This is a genomic window from Reyranella sp. (genome assembly GCF_004297265.1).
In the GTDB taxonomy this organism is placed as follows: Bacteria; Pseudomonadota; Alphaproteobacteria; order Reyranellales; family Reyranellaceae; genus Reyranella.
This window is the reverse complement of the sequence record NZ_SCUT01000045.1, coordinates 1-22,993: the sequence shown is the minus strand read 5'-3', so window position 1 is coordinate 22,993 and position 22,993 is coordinate 1. Positions and strand designations below refer to the sequence as shown.

At 66.4% G+C, this 22,993-nt stretch carries 21 protein-coding genes, 1 tRNA gene and 1 pseudogene; 4 read left to right on the top strand and 19 right to left on the bottom strand.

All coding sequences use genetic code 11. From position 1 onward, the window contains the following. Positions 1 to 2 precede the first annotated feature (2 nt). Together parC and recO are read right to left on the bottom strand one after the other, a co-directional pair. Entirely contained in the window at positions 3 to 2,243 is a 2,241-nt protein-coding gene (gene parC / locus EPO41_RS18865) for a DNA topoisomerase IV subunit A (protein WP_296328131.1), read from the bottom strand. A gap of 52 nt (positions 2,244 to 2,295) precedes the next feature. After that, complete coding sequence (recO, locus tag EPO41_RS18860; protein WP_296328127.1) at positions 2,296 to 3,012, bottom strand: DNA repair protein RecO; 717 nt, start codon at positions 3,010 to 3,012, stop codon at positions 2,296 to 2,298. Between the two features lie 61 nt (positions 3,013 to 3,073). Here recO and EPO41_RS18855 point away from each other — a divergent pair, with 61 nt between their 5' ends. Beyond that, positions 3,074 to 4,618, top strand: a complete 1,545-nt coding sequence (locus EPO41_RS18855) for an alkaline phosphatase D family protein (protein WP_296328125.1) — start codon at positions 3,074 to 3,076, stop codon at positions 4,616 to 4,618. On the opposite strand, the gene era is transcribed toward EPO41_RS18855, so the two are convergent. The 8 genes and pseudogenes from era to folK form a co-directional block, all read right to left on the bottom strand. Beyond that, positions 4,615 to 5,547 carry a GTPase Era gene (gene era / locus EPO41_RS18850; protein WP_296328123.1) on the bottom strand — a complete coding sequence of 311 codons (933 nt, stop codon included), beginning with the start codon at positions 5,545 to 5,547 and terminating at the stop codon, positions 4,615 to 4,617. The genes EPO41_RS18855 and era overlap by 4 nt on opposite strands. Then, positions 5,544 to 6,296 (bottom strand): ribonuclease III, encoded by a 753-nt coding sequence (rnc, locus tag EPO41_RS18845; protein ID WP_296328122.1) that lies wholly within the window; start codon positions 6,294 to 6,296, stop codon positions 5,544 to 5,546. The genes era and rnc overlap by 4 nt, the downstream gene beginning before the upstream one ends. Further along, the gene (gene lepB, locus EPO41_RS18840; RefSeq protein WP_296328120.1) at positions 6,248 to 7,072 is read right to left on the bottom strand and encodes a signal peptidase I; all 825 of its coding nucleotides are present in this window, start codon (positions 7,070 to 7,072) and stop codon (positions 6,248 to 6,250) included. Before lepB ends, rnc begins: the two co-directional genes overlap by 49 nt. A gap of 107 nt (positions 7,073 to 7,179) precedes the next feature. Continuing rightward, positions 7,180 to 7,581: a holo-ACP synthase gene (gene acpS, locus EPO41_RS18835; RefSeq protein WP_296328118.1), complete on the bottom strand. Its 402-nt coding sequence runs from the start codon at positions 7,579 to 7,581 to the stop codon at positions 7,180 to 7,182. Beyond that, entirely contained in the window at positions 7,578 to 8,330 is a 753-nt protein-coding gene (locus EPO41_RS18830; protein WP_296328115.1) for a pyridoxine 5'-phosphate synthase, read from the bottom strand. The genes acpS and EPO41_RS18830 overlap by 4 nt, the downstream gene beginning before the upstream one ends. A 34-nt stretch (positions 8,331 to 8,364) precedes the next feature. Beyond that, positions 8,365 to 10,545: a bifunctional (p)ppGpp synthetase/guanosine-3',5'-bis(diphosphate) 3'-pyrophosphohydrolase gene (locus EPO41_RS18825; protein WP_296328112.1), complete on the bottom strand. Its 2,181-nt coding sequence runs from the start codon at positions 10,543 to 10,545 to the stop codon at positions 8,365 to 8,367. Positions 10,546 to 10,686: 141 nt separating this feature from the next. Next, positions 10,687 to 11,001 (bottom strand): annotated as a pseudogene (gene rpoZ, locus EPO41_RS18820) (DNA-directed RNA polymerase subunit omega); the annotation flags it as partial. Positions 11,002 to 11,036: 35 nt separating this feature from the next. Further along, the gene (gene folK / locus EPO41_RS18815; RefSeq protein ID WP_296328700.1) at positions 11,037 to 11,588 is read right to left on the bottom strand and encodes a 2-amino-4-hydroxy-6-hydroxymethyldihydropteridine diphosphokinase; all 552 of its coding nucleotides are present in this window, start codon (positions 11,586 to 11,588) and stop codon (positions 11,037 to 11,039) included. Positions 11,589 to 11,732: 144 nt separating this feature from the next. On the opposite strand from folK, the gene EPO41_RS18810 reads away from it, so the two are divergent. After that, entirely contained in the window at positions 11,733 to 12,356 is a 624-nt protein-coding gene (locus EPO41_RS18810; RefSeq protein WP_296328109.1) for an NYN domain-containing protein, read from the top strand. Positions 12,357 to 12,369: 13 nt separating this feature from the next. Further along, complete coding sequence (locus EPO41_RS18805) at positions 12,370 to 13,020, top strand: uracil-DNA glycosylase (RefSeq protein WP_296328107.1); 651 nt, start codon at positions 12,370 to 12,372, stop codon at positions 13,018 to 13,020. Between the two features lie 83 nt (positions 13,021 to 13,103). On the opposite strand, the gene EPO41_RS18800 is transcribed toward EPO41_RS18805, so the two are convergent. Genes EPO41_RS18800 through EPO41_RS18785 form a run of 4 tightly spaced genes read right to left on the bottom strand, consistent with a single transcriptional unit; the run spans position 13,104 to position 16,418 of the window. After that, positions 13,104 to 13,577, bottom strand: coding sequence for a glutathione peroxidase (locus tag EPO41_RS18800; RefSeq protein ID WP_296328104.1), 474 nt, complete (start codon positions 13,575 to 13,577; stop codon positions 13,104 to 13,106). A gap of 2 nt (positions 13,578 to 13,579) precedes the next feature. Further along, positions 13,580 to 14,254: a sulfite oxidase-like oxidoreductase gene (locus tag EPO41_RS18795; protein WP_296328102.1), complete on the bottom strand. Its 675-nt coding sequence runs from the start codon at positions 14,252 to 14,254 to the stop codon at positions 13,580 to 13,582. Between the two features lie 8 nt (positions 14,255 to 14,262). Then, a complete protein-coding gene (locus EPO41_RS18790) occupies positions 14,263 to 15,798 on the bottom strand; it encodes an acyl-CoA synthetase (RefSeq protein WP_296328098.1) in 1,536 nt (511 codons plus the stop codon). Beyond that, positions 15,795 to 16,418 (bottom strand): TetR/AcrR family transcriptional regulator, encoded by a 624-nt coding sequence (locus EPO41_RS18785; protein WP_296328095.1) that lies wholly within the window; start codon positions 16,416 to 16,418, stop codon positions 15,795 to 15,797. Before EPO41_RS18785 ends, EPO41_RS18790 begins: the two co-directional genes overlap by 4 nt. Before the next feature lie 66 nt (positions 16,419 to 16,484). On the opposite strand from EPO41_RS18785, the gene EPO41_RS18780 reads away from it, so the two are divergent. Then, positions 16,485 to 17,390 carry a hypothetical protein gene (locus tag EPO41_RS18780; protein WP_296328092.1) on the top strand — a complete coding sequence of 302 codons (906 nt, stop codon included), beginning with the start codon at positions 16,485 to 16,487 and terminating at the stop codon, positions 17,388 to 17,390. A gap of 64 nt (positions 17,391 to 17,454) precedes the next feature. On the opposite strand, the gene EPO41_RS18775 is transcribed toward EPO41_RS18780, so the two are convergent. The 5 genes from EPO41_RS18775 to EPO41_RS18755 form a co-directional block, all read right to left on the bottom strand. Continuing rightward, positions 17,455 to 18,627, bottom strand: coding sequence for an isovaleryl-CoA dehydrogenase (locus EPO41_RS18775; RefSeq protein WP_296328089.1), 1,173 nt, complete (start codon positions 18,625 to 18,627; stop codon positions 17,455 to 17,457). A gap of 25 nt (positions 18,628 to 18,652) precedes the next feature. Next, positions 18,653 to 19,096, bottom strand: a complete 444-nt coding sequence (locus EPO41_RS18770; RefSeq protein ID WP_296328086.1) for a hypothetical protein — start codon at positions 19,094 to 19,096, stop codon at positions 18,653 to 18,655. A gap of 26 nt (positions 19,097 to 19,122) precedes the next feature. Next, the gene (mgtE, locus tag EPO41_RS18765) at positions 19,123 to 20,484 is read right to left on the bottom strand and encodes a magnesium transporter (RefSeq protein WP_296328084.1); all 1,362 of its coding nucleotides are present in this window, start codon (positions 20,482 to 20,484) and stop codon (positions 19,123 to 19,125) included. Next, positions 20,481 to 22,763, bottom strand: a complete 2,283-nt coding sequence (locus EPO41_RS18760; RefSeq protein ID WP_296328081.1) for an NADP-dependent malic enzyme — start codon at positions 22,761 to 22,763, stop codon at positions 20,481 to 20,483. The genes mgtE and EPO41_RS18760 overlap by 4 nt, the downstream gene beginning before the upstream one ends. 94 nt (positions 22,764 to 22,857) lie before the next feature. Next, a tRNA-Leu gene (locus tag EPO41_RS18755) sits at positions 22,858 to 22,942 on the bottom strand. Positions 22,943 to 22,993: the final 51 nt, after the last annotated feature.

Here is a 22,993-nt window from a genome sequence, read left to right as displayed (position 1 = left end):
TCTCAATCCTTGAAGCGTTTGGCCCGTGGCCAGCCCTTCTCCGGCATGCGCCCTGCCTGGGCGCGCTCGCCCCGCCAGAACTTCAGCTCAGCCGCCGGAATGGTCCGGTTGCCCCACGGCAGCCCTTCCGAAAGGACGAAGGCCTGCGCATCCGACAGCCGGTCGCCCTTCGACTTCTGCAGCAGCACGCCGCGGCCGCGGCCCATTTCGGGCACCTGGTCGAGGGGGAAGATCAGCAGCTTGCGACCTTCGCTCAGCACGGCGATGGAGTTTGCGCCTTCGGGTACGACGCCAAAGGCCTGCGCCCTCTCCTTGTCGGCGAGGGTCAGCACCCCCTTGCCGTTCTTGGTCTGCGCCACGACCTCGTCCTCCGGCACGACGAAGCCGCGTCCGGCATCGGACGCCACGAGGAACTTCCGGCCGCCCTTCAGGACTTCGAGCTGGACGATGTCCTGGTCGTTGCCCAGCTCGATCATCAGCCGGATCGGCTCACCATGGCCGCGAGCGCTCGGCAGGCGATCACAGCCCACCGTGTAGAAGCGGCCGTTGGTCCCGAACAACAGAATCCTGTCGGTCGACTGGGCGTGGATGGCGAAGCGCGCCGTATCGCCTTCCTTGTACTTCAGTTCGCCGGCGGCCTTGTCATCGAGATGGCCCTTGGCCGCGCGGATCCAGCCCTTTTCGGACAAGATCACCGTCACCGGCTCACGCTCGACGAAATCCTCGATCGCATGCTCGATCTCGGCCGGCGCATCGGCCAGCTCCGTGCGGCGGCGACCGAGCTCGGTCTTGCCGCCGAACTTCTTCTTGGTCTCGCGCACCTCGTCGGCGATCGCGTTCCACTGAAGCTCATCGCTCTTCAGGAGGGCCTTCAGGTCCTTGCGCTCGGCGCTGAGCTTCTTGTGCTCGCCGCGGATCTCGAATTCCTCGAGCCGGCGCAGAGCGCGCAGGCGCATGTTCAGGATCGCCTCGGCCTGCAGGTCGGTGAGCCCGAAAGCCTTGATCATCTTGGGCTTGGGCTCGTCCTCCTCGCGGATGATCTTGATCAGCTTGTCGAGGTTCAGATAGGCGATCAGGTAGCCGTCGAGGATCTCCAGGCGTCGCTCGATCGCGGCCAGCCGGAAGGTCGAACGGCGCACCAGCACCTCGCGCCGGTGGTCGAGGAAGGCCTGCAGCGCCTCGCGCAGGTCCATGACGCGCGGCGTGTTGTCCTTGTCGAGGACATTGAGGTTCAGCGGGAACCGCGTCTCGAGATCGCTCAGCTTGAAGAGCTGCTCCATCAGGAGCTCGGCCGGCACGTTGCCGGTCTTCGGCTCCAGCACGATGCGCACGTCGTCGGCCGACTCGTCGCGCACGTCCTCGAGGATCGGCAGCTTCTTGGCATTGATGATCTCGGCGATCCGCTCGATCAGCTTGCCCTTCTGGACCTGATACGGGATCTGCGTGACGACGATGCGGTACTGGCCGCGCGGCAGCTGCTCGACTTCCCATCGGGCGCGCAGCCGGAAGGCGCCGCGGCCGGTCCTGTAGGCCTCGACGATGGATTCCCGCGGCTCGACCAGGATGCCGCCCGTCGGGAAATCGGGGCCCTTCACCAGGTCGACCAGCGTCTCGATGCGGGAGTTGGGCGTCTTGATGAGATGCAGCAGCGCGTCGCAGAGTTCGCCGACATTGTGCGGCGGGATCGAGGTCGCCATGCCGACGGCAATGCCGGCAGCACCGTTGGCCAGCAGGTTCGGGAAGCCGCCCGGCAGCACGATCGGCTCTTCGGTCGAGCCGTCGTAGTTGGGCCGGAAGTCGACGGCATTCTCGTCGATGCCGCCCAGCAGCGCCTCGGCCACCTCGGTGAGGCGCGCCTCGGTGTAGCGCATCGCGGCGGGATTATCGCCGTCGATGTTTCCGAAGTTGCCCTGCCCCTCGATCAGCGGATAGCGCGCGGCGAATTCCTGGGCGAGGCGCACCAGCGCATCGTAGATCGACTGGTCGCCATGCGGGTGATACTGGCCGATCACGTCGCCGACGACGCGGGCGCTCTTCTTGAAGGCGCTGTTCGGATCGAGCCGAAGCTGGCGCATGGCGTACATCAGCCGGCGATGCACGGGCTTCAGCCCGTCGCGCACGTCCGGCAGCGACCGCGACATGATGGTCGACAGCGCATACGACAGATAGCGCTCGCGGAGCGCGTCTCCGAATTGCACCGGCTTCACTTCGGCCAGTTGGACGACGTTGTTGCGCTTTGCCATGGACCAGCGTGACGAGGGGAAGAGCCGCAGTTCCTGCCGTGGCCCGATTTATCTAGCGTTGGAGCGATTCCATAAATCTCGACCGGGCGGGAGGCAAGGGCTTGTTGTGCGGCCAAAAAACGTGCCGTTCTAGGAAAAACCCCGTCAGATCGAAGCCCTGGAGCAGCTCGTCGCGACCAGACGACGGTCCGCCGGTGGATAGAAAGCCCGGCAACGGCAGCAGCTTCTCCTTGTAGGGTCCGGCGGCCGCGCGGGAGACGGCGCGGCCCGTCCGGGGCGAGACATAGGCCAGGTCATCGGTCGAGCCCGTGGCCGCGCATTTCTCGAGATCGAGGCCGAAGCCCAGCTCCTGCAGCAGGCCGAGTTCGAGGCGGACATAGATGGTGGGCCAGCCGGGATGACCGAGCACGCCCAGGAAGGCCTTGAACCCGTCGAACATCGCCGGATGCGGTTCGCGCTCTGGCAGGGCGGCATCGATGACGGCGCAGGCCGCCGCGAGCCCGGCCAGTTCGGAGGCATCGTCCATGGCGCGCGCGGCGTGCGGCTCGCGCAATTCGCCTGAGTAGTTGCCGAGCTGTTCGGGAAGCCGCCCGCGCCAGCCGACCTCGACCAGGTTGCCCGACTGCCAGATGGGACGGGCACGCCGGGATACGCCGCCTGGCACGAAACCGGAATGCCGCCCGTGCTCGCGCGTCAGCAGCGATACAACGAGGCCCGTCTCTCCGTGAGACCGCGCCGCCAGCACGATGCCTTCGTCGTTCCAGTCCATGCGTCCGTGTATGCCGCGTCCCGGTGAATCGCGCTAGGTTCCGGCCGATGCCGAAGTCGATATGCCGAACCTGAGACGCCGCACCCTTCTGGGTGCGGGCGCTCTGACGACCCTGCCCCTTCCCGGCCTTGCCCGGCCCGCCGACACCCGGCCGCAGATGCTGCAAGGCGTGCAAGCGGGCGATATCGGTAGCGACGGCGCGACACTGTGGAGCCGCGCCGACCGGCCGGCGCGCATGATCATCGAGCATGCAACGACGGAAAGCTTTGCCAGCGCAACGCGTGTCCAGGGACCAACGGCGCTCGAAGCGACCGACTACACGTCGCGCCTGCGGCTGGCCGGCCTTCCGCCGGGCCAGACGATCTTCTATCGCATTGCCTATGCCGATCTCGCGAACGACGCGGCGATCAGCGAGTGGGTGACCGGGCGCTTCCGTACTCCCCCAGCCACCAAAGGCGATGTGAGCTTCGTCTGGTCGGCCGATACGGTGGGCCAAGGCTGGGGCATCAATCCCGCCATTGGCGGCATGACGATCTACGAGACGATGCGGTCGCTGGCGCCCGACTTCTTCGTGCATTGCGGCGACACGATCTATGCAGACGATCCACTCTTGCCGGAAAAGAAACTGCCCGACGGACGCGTGTGGAAGAACCTCACGACCGAGTCGAAGTCGAAGATCGCCGAGACGCTGGACGAGTTCCGCGGCAATCACCTCTACAATTTCCTCGACGCCAACCTGCGCCGCTTCAACGCCGAAATCCCGATGATCGCCCTGTGGGACGATCATGACGTCGTCGACAACTGGTACCGCGAGAAGCGCCTCGACGAGGATGTGCGCTATCGGGAGAAGGACGTCGGACTGCTGGCGCGCCACGCCGAGCGCGCCTTCCGCGAGTTCATGCCCCTCGCCGACGGGCTCGACGGGCCGATGCGCCTCTATCGCAAATTCTCGTTCGGGCCGCACCTCGACCTCTTCCGCCTCGACATGCGGAGCTTCCGGGCACCCAACGGCGCCAATCGGCAGGAAGCGACCGGCCCGGAAGCCGCTTTTCTCGGTCTGGAACAGGTCGCCTGGCTGAAACAGGCACTCAAGGGCTCCACCGCGACCTGGAAGATCATCGCGGCCGACATGCCCCTCGGCCTCGTCGTCTACGACGACTGGCGCCGCAAGTCCGGCTTCGAGGCCGTCTCCAATGCCGATGACGGCCCGCCGCTGGGCCGCGAACTGGAGATCGCGGGACTGCTCGCCTTCATCAAGCGCGAGGGCATCCGCAACGTGCACTGGATCACCGCGGATGTGCATTATCCCGCGACCCATCGCTACGACCCTGCACGGGCCGCCTTCCAGGACTTCACGCCGTTCTACGAATTCGTGTCGGGCCCGCTCTGCGCCGGCGGCTTCGGTCCCAACGCGCTCGACGGCACGTTCGGCCCGCAGGTCGTGTTCCAGAAGGTCCCGCCCCCCGGCCGCTTCGATCTTTCGCCGCTCGAGGGCTCCTGCCACTTCGGGCATGTGAAGATCGACGGAAAGTCAGGGGTGATGACGGTCAGCCATCGTGACGCCGGCGGCGCGGTGATCGATACGCTCGACGTCATGCCGTCCTAGGACTGATAGTCGAGCCCGATCGAGCGGTAGTGCGAGGGATCGTCGGCCCAGCGTTCGCTCACCTTCACGTGCAGGAAGAGATGCACCGGGCGCTCCAGCATCTGGGAGAGTTCGTGACGCGCGCGCGCGCCGATCTGCTTGATGCGGGCGCCGCCCTTGCCGAGGAAGATCGCGCGCTGGCCCTCGCGCTGGACATGGATGGTCTGCTCGACCCGGACGCTGCCATCGGGGCGATCCTCCCACTTCTCGGTCTCGACCGCCGCCTCGTAGGGCAGCTCCTGGTGAAGCTGCAGGAACACCTGCTCGCGCGTCACCTCCGCCGCCAGCAGGCGCAGCGGCAGGTCCGCCGCCTGGTCCTCGGGGTAGAGGAACGGTCCCGGCGGCACGGCCTGCGCGAAGGCCGTCAGCAGGTCGCCGATGCCGTCGGCCTTGAGCGCGCTCACCATGAAGGTGCGCTCGAACGGCACGATGGCGTTCAGCTCGGCCGTCAGCGCCAGCAGCTTTTCGCGCGGCACCAGGTCGATCTTGTTCAGGACCAGGAAGCGCGGCGTCCGCGACTCCTTCAGCCGCCCGGCGATCGCCTTCGTCTCCTCGCCGACGCCGCGTTCCGCGTCGACCACCAGCGCCACGAGGTCGGCATCGTCGGCGCCCTGCCAGGCGGCAGCGACCATGGCGCGTTCCAGGCGCCGCTTGGCGACGCGGAAGATGCCCGGCGTATCGACAAGCACGACCTGCGCCCGCGAGGGGCCCTCGCCCGTGTCGGGGAGGTCCGTCATCGCGATGCCGATCACGCGCATGCGCGTGGTCTGCACCTTGGGCGACACGATGCTCACCTTGGAGCCGACCAGGCCGTTCACCAGGGTCGATTTGCCGGCGTTCGGCGCGCCGACGACGGCGACGAAGCCGGCCCGCGTTGCAGCTGTGCTCATGCCCCGTTCAACCTTTCCAGCAATGTCATGGCCGCCAGCCGCTCGGCCTCGCGCTTGCTGCCGCCCCGGCCGCGCGCGGGCTCGTGTCCCTTGAGCACCGCATCGACCACGAAGACCGGCGCGTGCGGCGGTCCTTCGCGATCGACCTCGAGATAGACAGGCAACGGCAGACGGCGCGCCTGCGCCCATTCCTGCAGCGCCGTCTTGGGATCGCGTGGCACCGCTACCTGGCTGCTGAGGCGGTGGCCCCACAGCAGGGCCACGCTAGCCGCCGCGGCTTCCAGGCCGGCATCCAGGAAGATGGCCCCCAGAAGCGCCTCCAGCGCATCGGCCAGGATATTGGGCCGAACGCTGGTGCCCGGAGTGCGCTCCGAATCGCCGAGGCGGAGCTGGCTGCCGAGGTCGATTTCCGTGGCGATTTCGACGAGCGTCTCGGCGCGCACGAGAGCGGCGTGACGGCGCGCCAGCTCGCCCTCGCGCTCATGTGGGAAGCGGCGCAGCAGCAGGTCGGCCATCGCGAGCGACAGCACGCGGTCGCCCAGGAATTCCAGCCGTTCGTTGCCGTTCGGGAAGGCCGCCTTGAGTTCGGGCCGGCGGTCGAGCGCGCTGCGATGGGTCAGCGCCTCCGCGGCAAGCTCGGGATGCGCGAAAACATGACCCACACCCTTCGACAGCGCCGCGAGATCGACGTCCGTCGAAATCAGTGGATTGCCATGAAGAAGCGGTTCCAGCGTATCGCCTCGGGCCATTTCCACGGTTCCAGCCAACCGGCAGCCGACGGGTCGTGCGAGAAGAAGATGAACTCCGCCCGGCCGACGAGATTCTCCGAGGGCACGTACCAGCCGAGCTGGTCGCGGTCGCGCGTCGAGCCGGAGAAGTCGCGCAGCATCAACCGCGTTCGGCTGTCGAGCGAATCGTCGCGATTGTCGCCCATGACGAAGTAGCTGCCGGCCGGCACGAGGAATTCCGGCGTATTGTCGGCCATGCCGTCGTCGCGATACTCGAGCACGGTGTAGCGGCGGCCGTTGGGGAGGGTTTCGCTGTAGAGCGTGCCCTTCTGGTAGTGGCCGTTGCTGCCCTTCACATGGTCGCCGATCTTCAGCCGGTCTACGGCCACGCCGTTGATGTGCAGCAGGCCGTTCGTCACCTGGATGCGATCACCCGGCATGCCGACGATGCGCTTGATGTAGTCGGTGCGGTTGACGCCCTGGCCCTGGTCGCCGGGATACTTGAACACGGCGACGTCACCGCGCTCCGGCGGCGAACCGAAGATCCGGCCCGAAAAGACGCCGAGCGAGAAAGGGAAGGAGTGCTTGCTGTATCCGTAGGAATACTTGGACACGAACAGGTAGTCGCCGACCAGGAGGGTCGGGATCATCGAGCCGCTCGGAATGTTGAAGGGCTCGATGGCGAAAGTCCGCACGACCAGCGCAATCAGGACGGCATAGACCACCGTCCGGACGGTTTCGCCCCAACCGCCGGTCTTTTCTTGTGTTCTCTTACGACGCTCAGCCACGTCCGTCATCGCCGTACCAGTTTGAACAAGCCGGGGCTATAGCAGGGCCCGGGGTCCCTGTCTCCCGCCCCAGCCGCGGCATGGGGGCTCTGTGATCGCCCAAAGCGCCTTGCGGATCATGGATTGGGGACCGCCGAGATGATCACGACTGCTTGAGCGAGCGGGTATTCGTCCGTGATGCTCAGGTCGATCTGCGCCGTCATGCCGGCCGGCGTGATCTTTTGGAGCCGGGCCAATGCCCCACCCGTCAGGGCCAGGGTGGGTTTGCCGCTTTTCTGATTGATCACACCCATGTCACGCCAGAAAACCCCGGCCCGCAGCCCGGTGCCCAATGCCTTGGCACAAGCCTCCTTGGCGGCAAACCGCTTGGCATAGCTGGCAGCACGGGTTGCCCGGCCTTCCGAGCGTTTTTGCTCGGTTTCCGTGAAGACACGCTGCACGAAGCGTTCGCCGAACCGCTCCAGGGACTTTTCGATGCGCCGGATGTCGCAGAGGTCGTTGCCCAGGCCGATGATCACGCGGCGGCCCCTCCGGCCCGCGCAGCATCCATGATGCGGCGCATCTCCCGGATCGCCGGCTCCAGGCCGACGAAGATCGCCTCGCCGACCAGGAAATGGCCGATGTTGAGTTCCCGCACCTGGGGAATGGCGGCAATCGGCGCCACGTCGGCGTAGCTCAGCCCATGGCCGGCATGGCATTCCAGGCCGAGCCTGGCGCACAGCGCCGCCGCCTCGCGGATGCGGTGCAGTTCCGCCTGCTTGGCCTCGCCCTCGACCTCGCAGTAGCGACCGGTATGCAATTCCACGACCGGAGCCCCCAGCGTGACGGCGGCCTCGAGCTGGCGCGGGTCGGCCTCGATGAAGAGCGAGACCCGGATGCCGGCGTCGCGCAGGCGTGCGACCATCGGCTTCAGGTGGTTGTGCTGGCCGGCGGCGTCGAGCCCGCCTTCGGTCGTCCGCTCCTCGCGCTTTTCGGGCACGATGCAGGCGGCATGCGGCCGATGGCGCAAGGCGATGTCGACCATCTCCTGGGTCGCCGCCATCTCGAAGTTGAGCGGCACCTTGAGTTCGCGCATCAAGCCTTCGATGTCGGCATCGACGATGTGACGCCGGTCCTCGCGCAGATGCGCGGTGATGCCGTCGGCGCCGGCCGCCTCCGCGAGGCGCGCCGCGCGCAGCGGATAGGGCAGGTGCCCGCCGCGCGCGTTGCGCACCGTGGCGACGTGGTCGATGTTGATGCCGAGACGCAGGGGATTGGACGCAGTCATACGCAGCTCTCGAAGAGGGGGAACGAGGAAGTCGTCAATTGCGGGCGCGTTCGACGGCGTTGATGGCGGGCGTGGCGCGCAGCGCCGCGGTGATGTCGGCCAGGTGCTTCACGTCGGACACCTCGACGTCGATCACCATGTCGAAGAAATCCATCGACCGGTTGACGATGCGCAGGTTGGAGATGTTGCCCTGGTGACGGGCGATCACCGTGGACAAGCTCGACAGGCTGCCGGGCTGGTTGGCGACCGTGATCTTGAGCCGCCCGGTATAGACGCCGCCTCCGCTTTCGCTCACCGAATCCCAGCCGACGTCGATCCAGCGCTCCGGCGCCTCGGAGAAGCTCTCCAGGGTGGCGCAGTCGATCGTATGGATGGTGACGCCCTTGCCGGTCGTGATGATGCCGACGATGCGATCGCCCGGCAGCGGATGGCAGCAGCGCGCGAAGTGCAGCGCCATGCCCGGGATCAGCCCGCGAATGGGAATCTGCTCGCCCTCGAGCTTGCCCCCTCGCCCGTTCTCGGCCGTCTTGCCGGACTTCGAGCGGGCTCGCGAGATCGGCACGACGTCGGCGCCACCCTTGCGTGGCTGCTTCAGCCCGGGGTAGACCGCCGTCAGGACCTCGCGGGCGCCGACGAGACCAGCGCCGACCGTCGCAATCAGGTCGTCGGTCGAGGCCTGCTTGAAGTTGATGCGTACGCCGTCGAGGCCCTTCTCGGTGACCTCGTAGCCTTCTTCATGGAAGGCCTTCTCGAGCAACGACTTGCCGAGCTGGATGTACTGCTCGCGCTGGCGCGTCCGGATGAAGCGGCGGATCGCGGCCTTGGCCTTGCCGGTGACGACGAAGCGTTCCCAGGTCGGCGACGGCGTCTGCGCTTTCGACGTAATGATCTCGACCTGGTCGCCGTTCGAGAGCTGGGTGCGCAGCGGCAGCATGCGGCCGTTGATCTTGGCGCCGACGCAGGTGTCGCCCACCTGGCTGTGCACCGCATAGGCGAAGTCGATCGGCGTCGCGCCGCGCGGCAGGGCGATCAGCTTGCCCTTGGGCGTGAAGCAGAAGACCTGGTCCTGGAACATCTCGAGCTTGGTGTGCTCGAGGAACTCCTCGGCGTTGGGCGCCTTGTCGAGGATGTCCATGAGGCTGCGCAGCCAGGCATATTGCGGCGCGTCGGTCGACGGGCCGCCCTGCTTGTAGATCCAGTGGGCGGCGACGCCGCGCTCGGCCTGGTCCTGCATCTCCGCGGTGCGGATCTGGATTTCGATGCGTTGCCCGAGCGGCCCGATCACACCGGTGTGCAGCGATCGATAGCCGTTGGGCTTGGGAACCGAGATGTAGTCCTTGAAGCGCTGCGGCAGCACCTGATAGCGGCCGTGCAGCAGGCCGAGCGCCTGATAACACTGCGCCACGTCGGCGACGATGATGCGGAACGCCATGATGTCGGAGAGCTGCTCGAAGGAGACGTTCTTCCTCTGCATCTTCCGCCAGATCGAATAGGGCGTCTTCTCGCGGCCCGAGACCTGGGCCTCGAGCCCGCCGTCCTTCAGCGTCCGGACCAGCTCGACCTCGATCTGCGGCACCAGCTTGTCGCCGCGCTCGCGCAGGTAGCCCTGGCGCGCCAGCACCGAGGCCCGGCCATCGGGATTGAGTTCGGCGAAGGCCAATTCCTCCAGCTCGCGCTTCACATTCTCCATGCCGATGCGCGAGGCGAGCGGCGCGTAGAGGTCCATGGTCTCGCGCGCGATGCGCCGGCGGCGCGCCGGTTCCTTGATGTGGTGCAGCGTGCGCATGTTGTGCAGGCGGTCGGCCAGCTTCACCAGCAGCACGCGGATATCCGACGACATGGCCAGCACCAGCTTGCGCAGGTTCTCGGCTTCCTTGGTGCTCTCCGACTGGATCTCGAGGCGGGAGAGCTTGGTGACGCCGTCTACCAGACGCGCAATGTCCTCGCCGAACAGACTGGCGATCTCGTCACGCGTGGCGTCGGTATCCTCGAGCGTGTCGTGCAGCAGGCCGGTGACGATCGAGTCGGTATCCAGCCGCATCTCGGCCAGGATGCCGGCGACCTCGACGGGATGTGAGAAATAGGGGTCACCCGAGGCGCGGAGCTGGTTGCCGTGCTTCTTGAGGCCATAGACGTAGGCACGGTTCAGCATGTCCTCGTCCGCATCCGGATCGTAGGAATGTACGCGCTCGACGAGTTCAAACTGACGAATCATGACAATCGCCCATTATATGGGGACGATTGCGTGCACTCCACGGCGTTTGCACGAATAGCAGGCTGAGCGCCGTTAGGGCTCAGCCCTCAAACACTATTCGCTGACGTCGTCTTCCTCGGCCATCGGCAGCGCCTTGGGCTGGGCCGCTTCCGCACCGCCCTGCGCCAGCGCCGCGGCCAGCTCCTGCTCGAGTTCGGCCATCTCGTTGACTTCCTCGGGCTTGTCGACGTCGGCGTGCTTCTGCATGCCGGAGATCAGGGAATCCTTCAGGACCGCCTGATCGAGCTTCATCTCGGCGATCTCGCGCAGCGCCACGACCGGGTTCTTGTCGCGATCGCGGTCGAGCGTGATCTGGGCGCCGGCCGAGATGTCGCGGGCGCGCTGCGAGGCAAACATGACCAGTTCGAAACGGTTGGGGATCTGCAAGATGCAGTCTTCGACGGTGACACGCGCCATGGGCGGGAACCTCAGAATTTCCTGGAAGCCGGCGGTTATACCTGCCCCCGCCCAAAAGGCAAGCCGGCGGGCTGGAACGGCTGGGCGACCTGGTCCGCCGGCAGGGCCTTCAGGAGGTCGTGGATCGGGGTACCGGACACCGGGTGGCGCCAGGTCGGCGCGAGATCGGCCAAAGGCCGCAGGACGAAAGCCCGTTCCGACATGCGGGAATGCGGCAGGATGGCTCTCCCGGCCCCTGGAGCGGCTATTTCCCCACGATAATCGAGCAAATCCAGATCGATCAGCCGGGGAGCATTGGGCACACTGCGAACCCGGCCGAACAGATCCTCGATTTCGTGCAGGGTGGCCAGCAGGTCGTCGGCGGACAGCGACGTGGCGACCTCGGCCACCACGTTCACGTACCAAGGCTGGTCCGAGGCGGGGACCGGGGCCGTCCTGTACCAGCGGGAATAACGCAGGACGCGGATACCCCGCCGGTCCAGTTCCAGCAGCGCGGCTTGCAGCGTCTCGCGGGGAGAGGCGTAGGATGGGTGGGGCAGGTTGGCGCCGGCACCTATGAAAATCGGTTGGCCGCCTGTGTTGTCCACCAGCAAGTTCCCTCAACCCCTTGTGATCTATAGGTTAACAACCTACTCTTAATATGTTCCAGGAGAGGTATGGGTTACCAGCCTTTCGCAGCTGCATAATTTTCGTTCGCCAGCGCATATTCTTCAAAAAAGGGTTTGGTCGCCATGAAGGGCAACTTCTACGAGAACGAGCGCGTCGCGCTGTTCATCGACGGTGCGAATCTCTACTCGGCGGCCCGCTCCCTGGGCTTCGACATCGACTATCGCCGCCTCCTGAAAGTGTTCCGGGAAAAAGGCCGGCTGGTCCGGGCATATTATTATACGGCCCTGGTCGAGGATCAGGAATATTCGCCGATCCGGCCGCTGATCGATTGGCTGGATTACAACGGCTACACCATGGTCACCAAGCCGGCCAAGGAATTCACCGACGCCATGGGCCGCCGCAAGGTCAAGGGCAACATGGATATCGAGCTGGCCATCGACGTGCTCGAAATGGCCGACCATCTCGACCATGTGATCCTGTTCTCGGGCGACGGCGACTTCCGCCGGCTGGTCGAGGCCGTCCAGCGCCGCGGAATCCGGGTCTCGGTCGTCAGCACCATCAAGTCCGCCCCGCCGATGGTGGCCGACGAGCTGCGCCGCCAGGCCGACGACTTCATCGAACTGTCCGAACTGGCGCCGCTGATCGCCCGCAACCCGTCGGAGCGCGCCCCGCGCCCGGCCACGACCACCCGCGAGTCCGAAGCCGAGTACGACGCGCCGCCGGAATCCCTGATGCGCTCGGCCTAGGCCAACCGCTTCAGTGTCCGCGCCCGCCTTCGAAGAGCCGCCGCTCGACTGCCCGCGCTGTCCGAGGCTCGCGGCCTTCCGCCACGACCTGCAGGGCAAGTTCCCGGACTGGAAGAACGCGCCGGTCCGTTCGTTCGGCAAGCTCGACGCCCGCCTGCTGATCGTCGGGCTGGCGCCGGGCATGAAGGGCGCCAACCGCACGGGCCGCCCCTTCACTGGCGACTATGCCGGCGACCTTCTGTACTCGACCCTGCTGAAGTTCGGCTTCGCGCAGGGCACCTACCGCGCCGATCCGAACGACGGCTTGCAGCTCGTCGACTGCCGCATCGCCAACGCGGTGCGCTGCCTGCCGCCCGAGAACAAGCCGTTGCCGGTCGAGTTCACCGCCTGCCGGCCGTTCCTGCAGTCCGAGCTCGCCGTCATGCCGGAGCTGCGAATCCTGGTGGCACTGGGCAAGGGCGCTCACGACCAGATCCTGCGGGCGCTGACCGTGCGGCCGGCCGGCGCCTATCCGTTCATCCACGGCCGCCTGCACAAGCTGCCCACCGGGCTGATGATCGCCGACAGTTATCACTGCTCCCGCTACAACACGAACACCGGCCGCCTCACGACCGAGATGTTCCACCAGGTCTTCGACGGGGTCCGCCGCGCCCTCGACGCCTGATCAGCGGAGCGCGCCACTCCAGTGGCGCAATCATGATCATGAGCGCCACAGGAGTGGCGCGCTCCAATGAGACGCCGACTACTCTACAGCGCCGCCTCGATCGCCGATGTGATCTCGCTCGACACCGGGCGCACGCGGCTCGGCCAGGCGCCTTGAAGGCTGCCGTCCTTGCCGATCAGGTACTTGTGGAAGTTCCACTTCGGCGCGGCGCCCTCGCCCGCTTCCGCCGCGATCCACTTGTAGACGTCGTGGGCCTCGGGGCCGATCACCTTCTGCTTCGCGGTCATCGGGAAGGTCACGTCGTACATCGACTCGCAGAACTTCGCGATCTCGGCTTCGTCGCGAGGCTCCTGTGCCCCGAAATCGTTGCAGGGCACGCCCAGCACCACGAGACCGCGGGGCCCGTAGTTTTCATGCAGGGCCTGCAGGTCGGTGTATTGCGGCGTGAACCCGCAATAGGAGGCGACGTTCACCAGCAGGATCGGCTTGCCGGCAAATCTCTTCAGGTCGAGCGGCTTGCCGTCGATCGCGGTGAAGCTGAAATCGTGTGCGCCCATGTTCAAGGCTCCTCGTCATAGCGTTGTTCCAGCCACGGATCGCCGTAATTGTGATAGCCGCGCACTTCCCAGAAGCCCGGCTTGTCGAACTCCGAGAATTCGACGCGCTTGATCCACTTGGCGCTCTTCCAGAAATAGAGCTTCGGAATCACGACGCGCAGCGGCCCGCCATGCTCGCGGCTGATCGGCTCGCCGTTCCAGCTCCAGGCCAGCATGACGTCCTCCGCAGCGAAGTCCGCCAGCGGCACGTTGGTCTTGTAGGTGTCGTAGGAATGGAAGATCACGTGCTGCGCCGAGGCCTTCGGTTTCACCAGGGCGATCAGGTCGCGGGCGCTGACGCCTTCCCACCTGTTGTCGTAGCGCGACCAGGCGGTGACGCAATGGATGTCGTTCGTGAGTTGCGTCGGGGGCAGGGCCTTGAACTCATCCCACTTCAGAGTGACGGGAGCTTCGACTTCACCATCGACGAACAGGCGCCACGCATGGGTGGGAATCTCGGGCTTGATGCCGAGATCGAGGACCGGCCAGGTCTCGACCAGGCGCTGGCCGGGCGGCAAACGTTCCGTCGGGGCCGCCGTCTTGCCGGTGAGCAGGCGGCCTTCCTCGGCCCACTTCTGCTTGCTGTCGACCAGCTTGCCCTTGAATTCGCCGGACAGAGTGACGTCGTCGTCGGCCATGGAACTCCTCAGATGCGGCGGCCCGCCTTCTCCCAATATGGCGCGCGCAGCTTGCGTTTGAAGATCTTGCCCGAATCCTCTCGGGGAAGGGCAGCGCTCAATTCGACGACCTTCGGCACCTTGTAGCGGGCCAGGTGCTCCCCGAGATAGGCCCGCACGGAGGCGGCATCGAGGGTCGCGCCGGCGGCCGGCTCGACATGGGCGCAAATCTGCTCGCCGAACTCCTCGTCCGGAATGCCGAACACGGCGCAGTCGCGCACGCCCGGCATCTGGATCAGCGCCCCCTCGATCTCCGCCGGGTAGATGTTCACACCGCCCGAGATGATCATGTCGCGCTTGCGATCGCACAGGAACAGGAAGCCGTCGGCATCGACATAGCCCACGTCGCCCACGGTGACGAGCTGGCCCAGCGCCACCTCGCGGCGCTTGGCGTCGTCGTTGTTGTAGGTGAAATCCGCGAGGTGCGGGCCACGGACATAGATCTCACCGATCTCGCCCGTCGCCACGTCGTGCCCCTCTTCATCGACGACCCGTACGGTCGCGCCGGGCACCGCACGGCCCACCGTGCCGGGCTTGCGCAGCGCGTCCTCGGAGCCGTGCCAGACCACGACGCCGGTCTCGGTGGCGCCGTAATACTCGTTGATGACGGGTCCCCACCATTCGATCATCTGGCGCTTCACCGCCGGCGCACAGGGTGCCGCGCCGTGGCTCACGAAGCGCAGCGACGAGACGTCGTAGCGCGCCCGCACTTCGGCCGGCAGCCGCAGCAGGCGGACGAACATGGTCGGCACGATGTGCATGTGGGTGATGCCGTGCCGCGCGATCAGCCGCAGCATGTCCTCGGCCTCGAAGCGCGGTTGAAGCACCATATGCAGGCCCAGTCGCGAGCTGGCATTGCCGTAGGCCGACGGCGCGGAATGGTACATCGGCCCGTTCATCAGCACGACGATCCCGGGATCGGGCTTCAGGCCCCAGAACAGGGCCGCTTCCTGCGCCGCCGCGGCCTGCTGCTCGGGCGTGCTGGGCTGGCGGCGCACGCCCTTGGGCCGCCCCGTGGTGCCGGACGTGTAGATCATGCTGCCACGCGCCGCCCGTGGCGGTTCGGTGCGCGGCGCCGAACCCGCGACGAACGCATCCCACGGCTCGGCACCTGGCGGCACCTGCCGCTTCTCGGCCGCGACGCCATAAGCCGCGGCGATCTCATCGGGAGTCGGGACGGCGAAGACCGTCACGCCCTCGGGAACGCCACCCGCGATCTGCGCCAGCAGGTCGGTATGGGCCACCAGGACCGAGGCGCCGCTGTCGCGCAGGATGTAGTTCGCCTCCTCGGGCGTGAAATGCCAGTTGATCGGCACGGCGTAGGCGCCGAGCTGGCTCGCCGCCATGTTGACCTCGAAGGTCGCGAAATCGTTGCGCAGCATCAGCGCCACGGCGCTGTCATCGCCGACGCCCAGTGCCGCCAGACCGCCGGCTGCCCGCGCCGCATTGTCCCGGATCTCCGCCCAACTGCGGAACCGCTCGCCCGCCGTGACGCCTGCCGTCATTGTTTCTTCCCCGTCTTCTTTGGAGCCGCCAAGGCGCCCTTGAACATCAGCGCGCCATGATAGCCGGCGAGCGTCCGGACATCCGGCCCGTGATCGAGCATGCCCGCCTGTTTCAGCATGACCAGCCCATGGGTGGCCGCCCACATCGACCAGCCGAACAGCAGCGGATCGGCGTCGATCAGGCCGGCCTTCACCATCTCTTCCGCCTGCCGGGTCACGAAGGTGCGCGCCCGCTTCGATTCGCGCAGCAGGTCGGGATGGTCGTCGCCGATCGGCTGGTCGATCTCGAACATGATGCGGTAGGCATGCGGATGTTCGTCGGCGAAGCGCAGATAGGCATCCCCCACGAGGCGCGCCTTGTCGAGCGCCCCCTCGCCCTTCGCCGCGGCGGCTTCGAGAACGTCGGCGAACCGGGAGAAGGCCTGCGCCCTCACCGTCGCCAGGATGTCGGCCTTGTCCTTGAAGTAGCGATAGGGCGTCTTGGGGCTGCAGCCCAGCGCCTCGGCCAGTTGGCGCATGGTGACGCCCTCATAGCCGAAGCGGGCGAACCGCTCGGTGGCGACCCGGCACAGCTCGGCGCGGAAGTTGGCAATGTCCTGTTCGGTCAGATAGCGGGGCATGTTAGATACACAGTGTGTATACTTGCCCTGCCACCGTCAACTTTTGCCCCGATCCCAGATTCCCGGATGCATTCCAGATTGTGCCTCGTCACCGGCGTCGACGCCGGCATGTTCTCCCAGCTCCTGCTGCTCGGCGGATCGCTGCGCCGCTACAGCCCTGGCCTCGCCCTCCATGTCTGCGACTTCGGCCTGACCGAGGCGCAGCGGGCCTATGTCCGCCGGCGCTACGTCCTGCTCGACAAACCGATGGAGATCCGGGCCCGTCATCCATGGGACTACAAGGCCAATCTCGGCCGATACGTCGCCACCGTATCGAGCGACGCCATTGTCTGGATCGACGCCGACATGATCGTGCTCAACGATATTCAGGCCCCGCTGCAGGCGCTGTTCGACGCGATGCGTGCCGACGGGCATGTCGTCGCGGTGGCCGACAGCGGCGTCAGCATCGGCGAGCACCAGGCAATGGAGCCGGCACCGTCTTATGAGATTCTGGTGAGCGGCTTCGACCCATCTGCGCCCTACCTCAACTCCGGCTTCTTCCTGTGCGGCTCACGCGGCTTCCTTGATGTCTGGGCGGCGCAGACGGCGATCATGAACCTCGAAAAGCTGTTCGAGCAGAATGCCTTCAACCTGACGATCCTGGGTTCACGCCGGCAGGTCCGCATCCTCGACCGCTTCCGCTGGAACCTCGTGGCCAACGAGCTGCCGTCCGCCGACATCGATATTTCGCCAGGCCATGTCGCCGTTACCGGGCCGGCAGGGCCGGTGCTGATCCTGCACGCCACCTCTACCGATCGGTCGAGGGACCTCATCCTGCAGCCCATAGAGATCCAGCTGAACAACCGGTCGGTCACGACGACCGTCCGGATGATCCTCAATCCGCCGGCGCTTCTGTCCTTCCAGCATGAGCTGACGGTCGAGGCGATCCGGAGCGAGGGCGCGGCGCTCGTCGAATGTGGGGTCTGGCCCTGAGCGCACCTCGCCCACGCAAGCCGAACGGCCGCGCCGGGAGCCTGCGTCATGGCTGTGACCGCGCTCAGGCCGTTTCGGCGAACAGTTCGCGACCGATCAGCATGCGGCGGATTTCGCTGGTGCCGGCGCCGATCTCATAGAGCTTTGCGTCGCGCAGCAGGCGGCCGGTCGGATAGTCGTTGATGTAGCCGTTGCCGCCCAGCAGCTGGATGGCGTCGAGGGCGATCAGCGTCGCTTTCTCGGCGGCGTAGAGGATGGCGCCGGCCGAATCCTTGCGCGTGGTCTGGCCGCGGTCGCAGGCCCTGGCGACGGCATACACATACGCCTTGCAGGCGTTCATCGTCGTGTACATGTCGGCGAGCTTGCCCTGCACCAGCTGGAACTCGCCGATCGCCTGGCCGAACTGCTTGCGCTCGTGGACATAGGGCACGACGATGTCCATCGCCGCCTGCATGATGCCGATGGGTCCCGCCGCCAGCACGGCGCGCTCGTAGTCGAGCCCGCTCATCAGCACGTTGACGCCCTTGCCCACCGCGCCCAACACGTTCTCCTCGGGGATCTCGCAATCCTCGAACACCAGCTCGCCGGTGGAGGAGCCGCGCATGCCCATCTTGTCGAGCTTCTGGGCGACCTTGAAGCCCTTGCGGTCGGTCTCGACGATGAAGGTGGTGATGCCGCGCGGCCCGGCCGCCGGATCGGTCTTGGCATAGACCACGATCAGCTGCGCGTCGGGGCTGTTGGTGATCCACATCTTGGTGCCGTTCAGGACATAGCGGTCGCCCTTCTTCTCGGCCCTGAGCTTCATCGACACGACGTCGGAGCCGGCGCCCGACTCGCTCATGGCGAGGCTGCCGACATGCTCGCCGGAGATCAGCCCGGGCAGGAAGCGCTTCTTCTGCTCGTCGGTGCCGGTGCGGCGGATCTGGTTGATGCAGAGGTTGGAGTGGGCGCCATAGCTCAGCCCGACCGCGGCCGAGGCGCGGCTGATCTCCTCGACGGCGATGACATGCTCAAGATAGCCGAGGCCCGAGCCGCCGAATTCCTCCTCGACGGTGATGCCGTGAAGGCCGAGCTCGCCCATCTTGGGCCAGAGTTCGCGCGGGAACCGGTCGGTCCTGTCGATCTCGGCGGCGATCGGCGCGACCTCGGTCGAGGCAAAGCGCTGGACCTGGTCGCGCAGCGCGTCGGCGGTTTCTCCCAGGCCGAAATCGAACGGCGGCATCGCATTCGGGATCATGATCTGTCTTACCTATCGAGGGACATCAGGATTTCGGGTCGACCTTGACGTAGATTCGGATCAGCTTCCACTCGCCGTCCGACGGAATGAATTCCAGCTCGAATCGCAGGCGCGACGGCTCCGTGGGGAAACTGCCCTTCACCACCAGTTTCCCGTCCTCGTCGACGACGGGCCGGGGATCGTAGCTCGGCGGCATGGCCGCGATGATGTCGAAGTCGGCGTTCTTCTTCTGGAATTCCCTGAACGTGGCCTTGAGTTTCTCGGGCGGGAACTGCTCGCGGAACGGCTTGGACAGTTTCGCGTGCAGCACCGCGTAGTTGCCGGTCACATTGGCGTCGTTGAGGCTGAGCAGCGAACTCTTGACCAGCGCTTCCAGCACGCGGTCGGACGGCACCTTGTTCTGCGCCTGCACCACGGAAGCACCCAGCATCAGGGCGAATGCAGCCACCAGACGGACGATTGCCGACATGAACGACCTCCACCGCCAACGATAGCTCAAAGCAGGAAGATCGTCGCCAACCCGAGGAAGGTGAGAAATCCGGTCACGTCGGTGACCATGGTCAGGAACACCGTCGAGGAGACGGCCGGGTCGACGCCGAATTTCTGCAGGCCGAGCGGGATCAGCGAGCCGGCCAGCGCCGCGGCCATCAGGTTGCAGACCATGGAGGCCGCGATCACGGCGCCCAGCCGCCAGTCGTGGAAGATCAGGATCACGCCCAAGGCCAGCAGAAATGCGAACAACAGTCCGTTCAGGCTGCCGACGACCGCTTCCTTGGCGATGAAGCGCATCCCGTTGGCGGCAGTAAGCTCGCCCATCGCCAGGGCGCGCACCGTGACGGTGACGGTCTGGATGCCGGCATTGCCGCCCATCGACGCGACGATCGGCATGAGAGCGGCCAGGATCACGATCTTCTCGATCGTGTCCTCGAACCGGCTGATGACGAAGGACGCGACAAGGGCGGTCGCGACGTTGACCAGCAGCCAGGGCGCCCGCATCCGGGCGGTCGTCACGGTGTCGGCATGCATGTCGTCGGAGCCGACGCCGCCCATCTTGAGCAGGTCCTCCTCGGCCTCTTCGTCGATCACGTCGACGACGTCGTCGACCATGATCACGCCCTGCAGCCGCCCGTCGCCGTCGACGACCGGACACGAGACCAGGTTCTTGTCGCGGAAGACGTGTGCCACCTCCGCCTGGTCGGCCATCGCCGGCAGCGACGGGATGTCGGGATCGACGATGTCGAGGATCGGGACCGGCCGCTTGGTGCGCAGCATGCGGCCGAGCGGCACCGAACCGCGCAGCCGGCCCGCCGCATCGACGACGAAGATGTCGTACACGTCGTCGGGCAGGTCGGTCGCCTCGCGGCAATAGTCGATGACCTGGCCCACGGTCCAGGTGTCGGCGACCTTGACCAGCGACCGCTGCATGAGGCGCCCGGCCGTATCGTCAGGATAGGCCAGCGCCCGCTCGATGTCGGCACGCTCCTCGGCCGGCAGTTCGGCCAGGACCTCCTGCCGTTCGTCCTCGGACAGGTCCTCGAGGATGGTGGCCGCATCGTCGGCCTCCAGTTCGCGGGCGGCGGCCGCGATCTCCTTGCTGTCGAGCTGATCGAGAACGTCCTCGAGCACTTCCTCGTCGAGTTCGGTGAGGGTCTCGGGATCGAGATCGTCCTTGAGGATCGCGACCAGCGTGTCGCGCTCCTCCTCCGAAATCTGTTCGAGGATGGAGGCCTGGCCGGTAGCGCTGAGGTTGGCCAGCAGGCCCCGCGCCTCTTCCGGCCTGTTCTCGACAAGGGCCGCCTCAACTCGCCGGACGAGGTCCGGCGTGACTTCATCGACGAGATCGATCTCGCCGCTCATCCACGCGCCTCGGCGAGGCGCTGCGCTTCGACCACGGCCAGGGCGGTCATGTTGAGGATTCCGCGGGCGGTCACCGACGGCGTGAGGACATGTGCCGGCAGATCGGTGCCGAGCAGGATCGGTCCGATATGCAGCCCGTCAGCCGCCTCCTTCAGCAAATTGAAGGAGATGTTGGCGGCATCCAGCGACGGGCAGACAACCAGGTTCGCGGCCTCATTCAGCCTGGACCGCGGAAAGACGCTGTTGCGAATGTCGACGTCGAGCGCGGCGTCGCCGTGCATCTCGCCGTCGACCTCGAGGGTCGGTGCCCGCCGGTGCAGGATCTTCACCGCCGCCGCCATCTTCCGGGCCGACGCATGATCGGAGCTGCCGAAGCTGGAATGCGAGATCAGCGCGACCTTGGGCTGGATGCCGAAGCGCAGGACCTCGTCCGCGGCCAGCAGGGTGATCTCGGCCAGTGTCTCGGGATCCGGATCGTCGTTCACGTAGGTATCGGCGATGAACAGCGAGCGGGTCGGCATCACCAGCAGGCTGAGCGCCGCCATGTTCTTCGCGCCCTCGCGCAGGCCGATGACGTCGCGCACATGGGCCAGGTGGGTGCGGAAGCGGCCATAGGCGCCGGCGATCATCGCGTCGGCGTCGCCGAGCTTCACCGCCAGCGCGGCGATCAGGGTCGGGCTGGAGCGCACGAGGTTGCGCGCCGTCGGTTCGGTGACGCCTCGCCGCTCCATCAGCTCGTGATAGGCGCCCCAGTACTTGTCGTAGCGCGGGTCGCTGGACGGATCGACCAGCTCGATGTCGACGCCCGGCTGGAACCGCAGGCCGAGGCGCTCGGCGCGGCGCTTTATGATCCCGGGCCGGCCGATCAGGATCGGCCTGGCGATGCCCTCGTCGAGAATGATCTGCGCGGCGCGCAGCACGCGATCGTCCTCGCCGGCGCTGAAGATCACGCGCTTCGGATCGGACCGCGCCTGGGCGAACACCGGCCGCATGATGAGACCGGACTTGAAGACGAACTGGCTGAGCTGCTGGCGATAGGCGTCGAAATCCGTGATCGGCCGCGTCGCGACGCCGCTGTCCATGGCGGCCTTCGCGACGGCCGGCGCCAGTTCGACGATCAGGCGCGGATCGAACGGCTTGGGGATGATCTGGCTGGGGCCGAAGCCGCCGGCCTGCTCGCCGAAGGCGCGCGCCACGACCTCGGAGGGCTCCTTGCGCGCCAGCGCCGCCAGCGCGCGCACGCAGGCGATCTTCATCTCGTCGTTGACGGTCGTGGCGCCGACGTCGAGCGCGCCCCGGAAGATGTAGGGGAAGCAGAGGACGTTGTTGACCTGGTTGGGATAATCGCTGCGGCCGGTCGCCATGATGGCGTCGTCGCGGACGCCCGCGACGTCTTCCGGCGCGATCTCGGGATTGGGATTGGCCAGTGCGAAGATCAGCGGCCGGGCGGCCATCCGGGACACCATCTCGGGCTTCAGGACGCCGGCGGCCGAGAGGCCGAGGAACACGTCGGCGCCGCCGATCACCTCGCCCAAAGTGCGGGCCTGCGTGTCGCGGGCATAGCGCTCCTTCCACGGGTCCATCAGCTCGTTGCGGCCCTTCCAGACCACGCCGGCGATGTCGGTCACCCACATGTTCTCGCGCGGCAGGCCAAGCTTCTCCAGCACGCCGAGGCACGATAGCGCCGCCGCCCCTGCACCGGACACGACGAGCTTCACCTTGGCGATGTCCTTGCCGACCAGCGACAGCGCATTGAGCAGCGCCGCGCCGACAATGATGGCGGTGCCATGCTGGTCGTCGTGGAACACCGGGATCTTCATGCGCTCGCGCAGCTTCTGCTCGACGTAGAAGCATTCCGGCGCCTTGATGTCCTCGAGGTTGATGCCGCCGAAGGTCGGCTCCAGCGAGGCCACGATGTCGACCAGCTTCTCCTGGTCGAGCTCGGCCAGCTCGAGGTCGAAGACGTCGATACCGGCGAACTTCTTGAAGAGGACGCCCTTGCCCTCCATCACCGGCTTGGCCGCCAGCGGACCGATCGCGCCAAGGCCCAGCACGGCTGTGCCGTTGGTCACGACGGCGACCAGGTTCGCCCGCGAGGTGAGTTCAGCGGCGGTGCCGGGATCGCGCACGATCTCGTTGCAGGCCGCGGCCACGCCGGGCGAATAGGCGAGCGACAGGTCGCGCTGGGTCGCCAGCGGCTTGGTCGGAACGACCTCGATCTTCCCGGGCCTGGGCAGGCGATGGTATCGGAGGGCGCTTTCGCTGAGTTCGTCCGCCAAAGCTCGTCTCCTCGCCTGAAAAACAAAAGGGCCGCCGGTTGGGATTTACCAACAGGCGGCGACCTCTCGTCTACCTTTTCATTCGAACCGGCGATGGTGCGGCCAAGAAGACTCGAACTTCCACGCCTCGCGGCACTAGCACCTCAAGCTAGCGCGTCTACCAATTCCGCCATGGCCGCGCCGGTTCGATGGCGCGGGGGATACCAAATCGCCCCCCCAGTGGCAAGGCG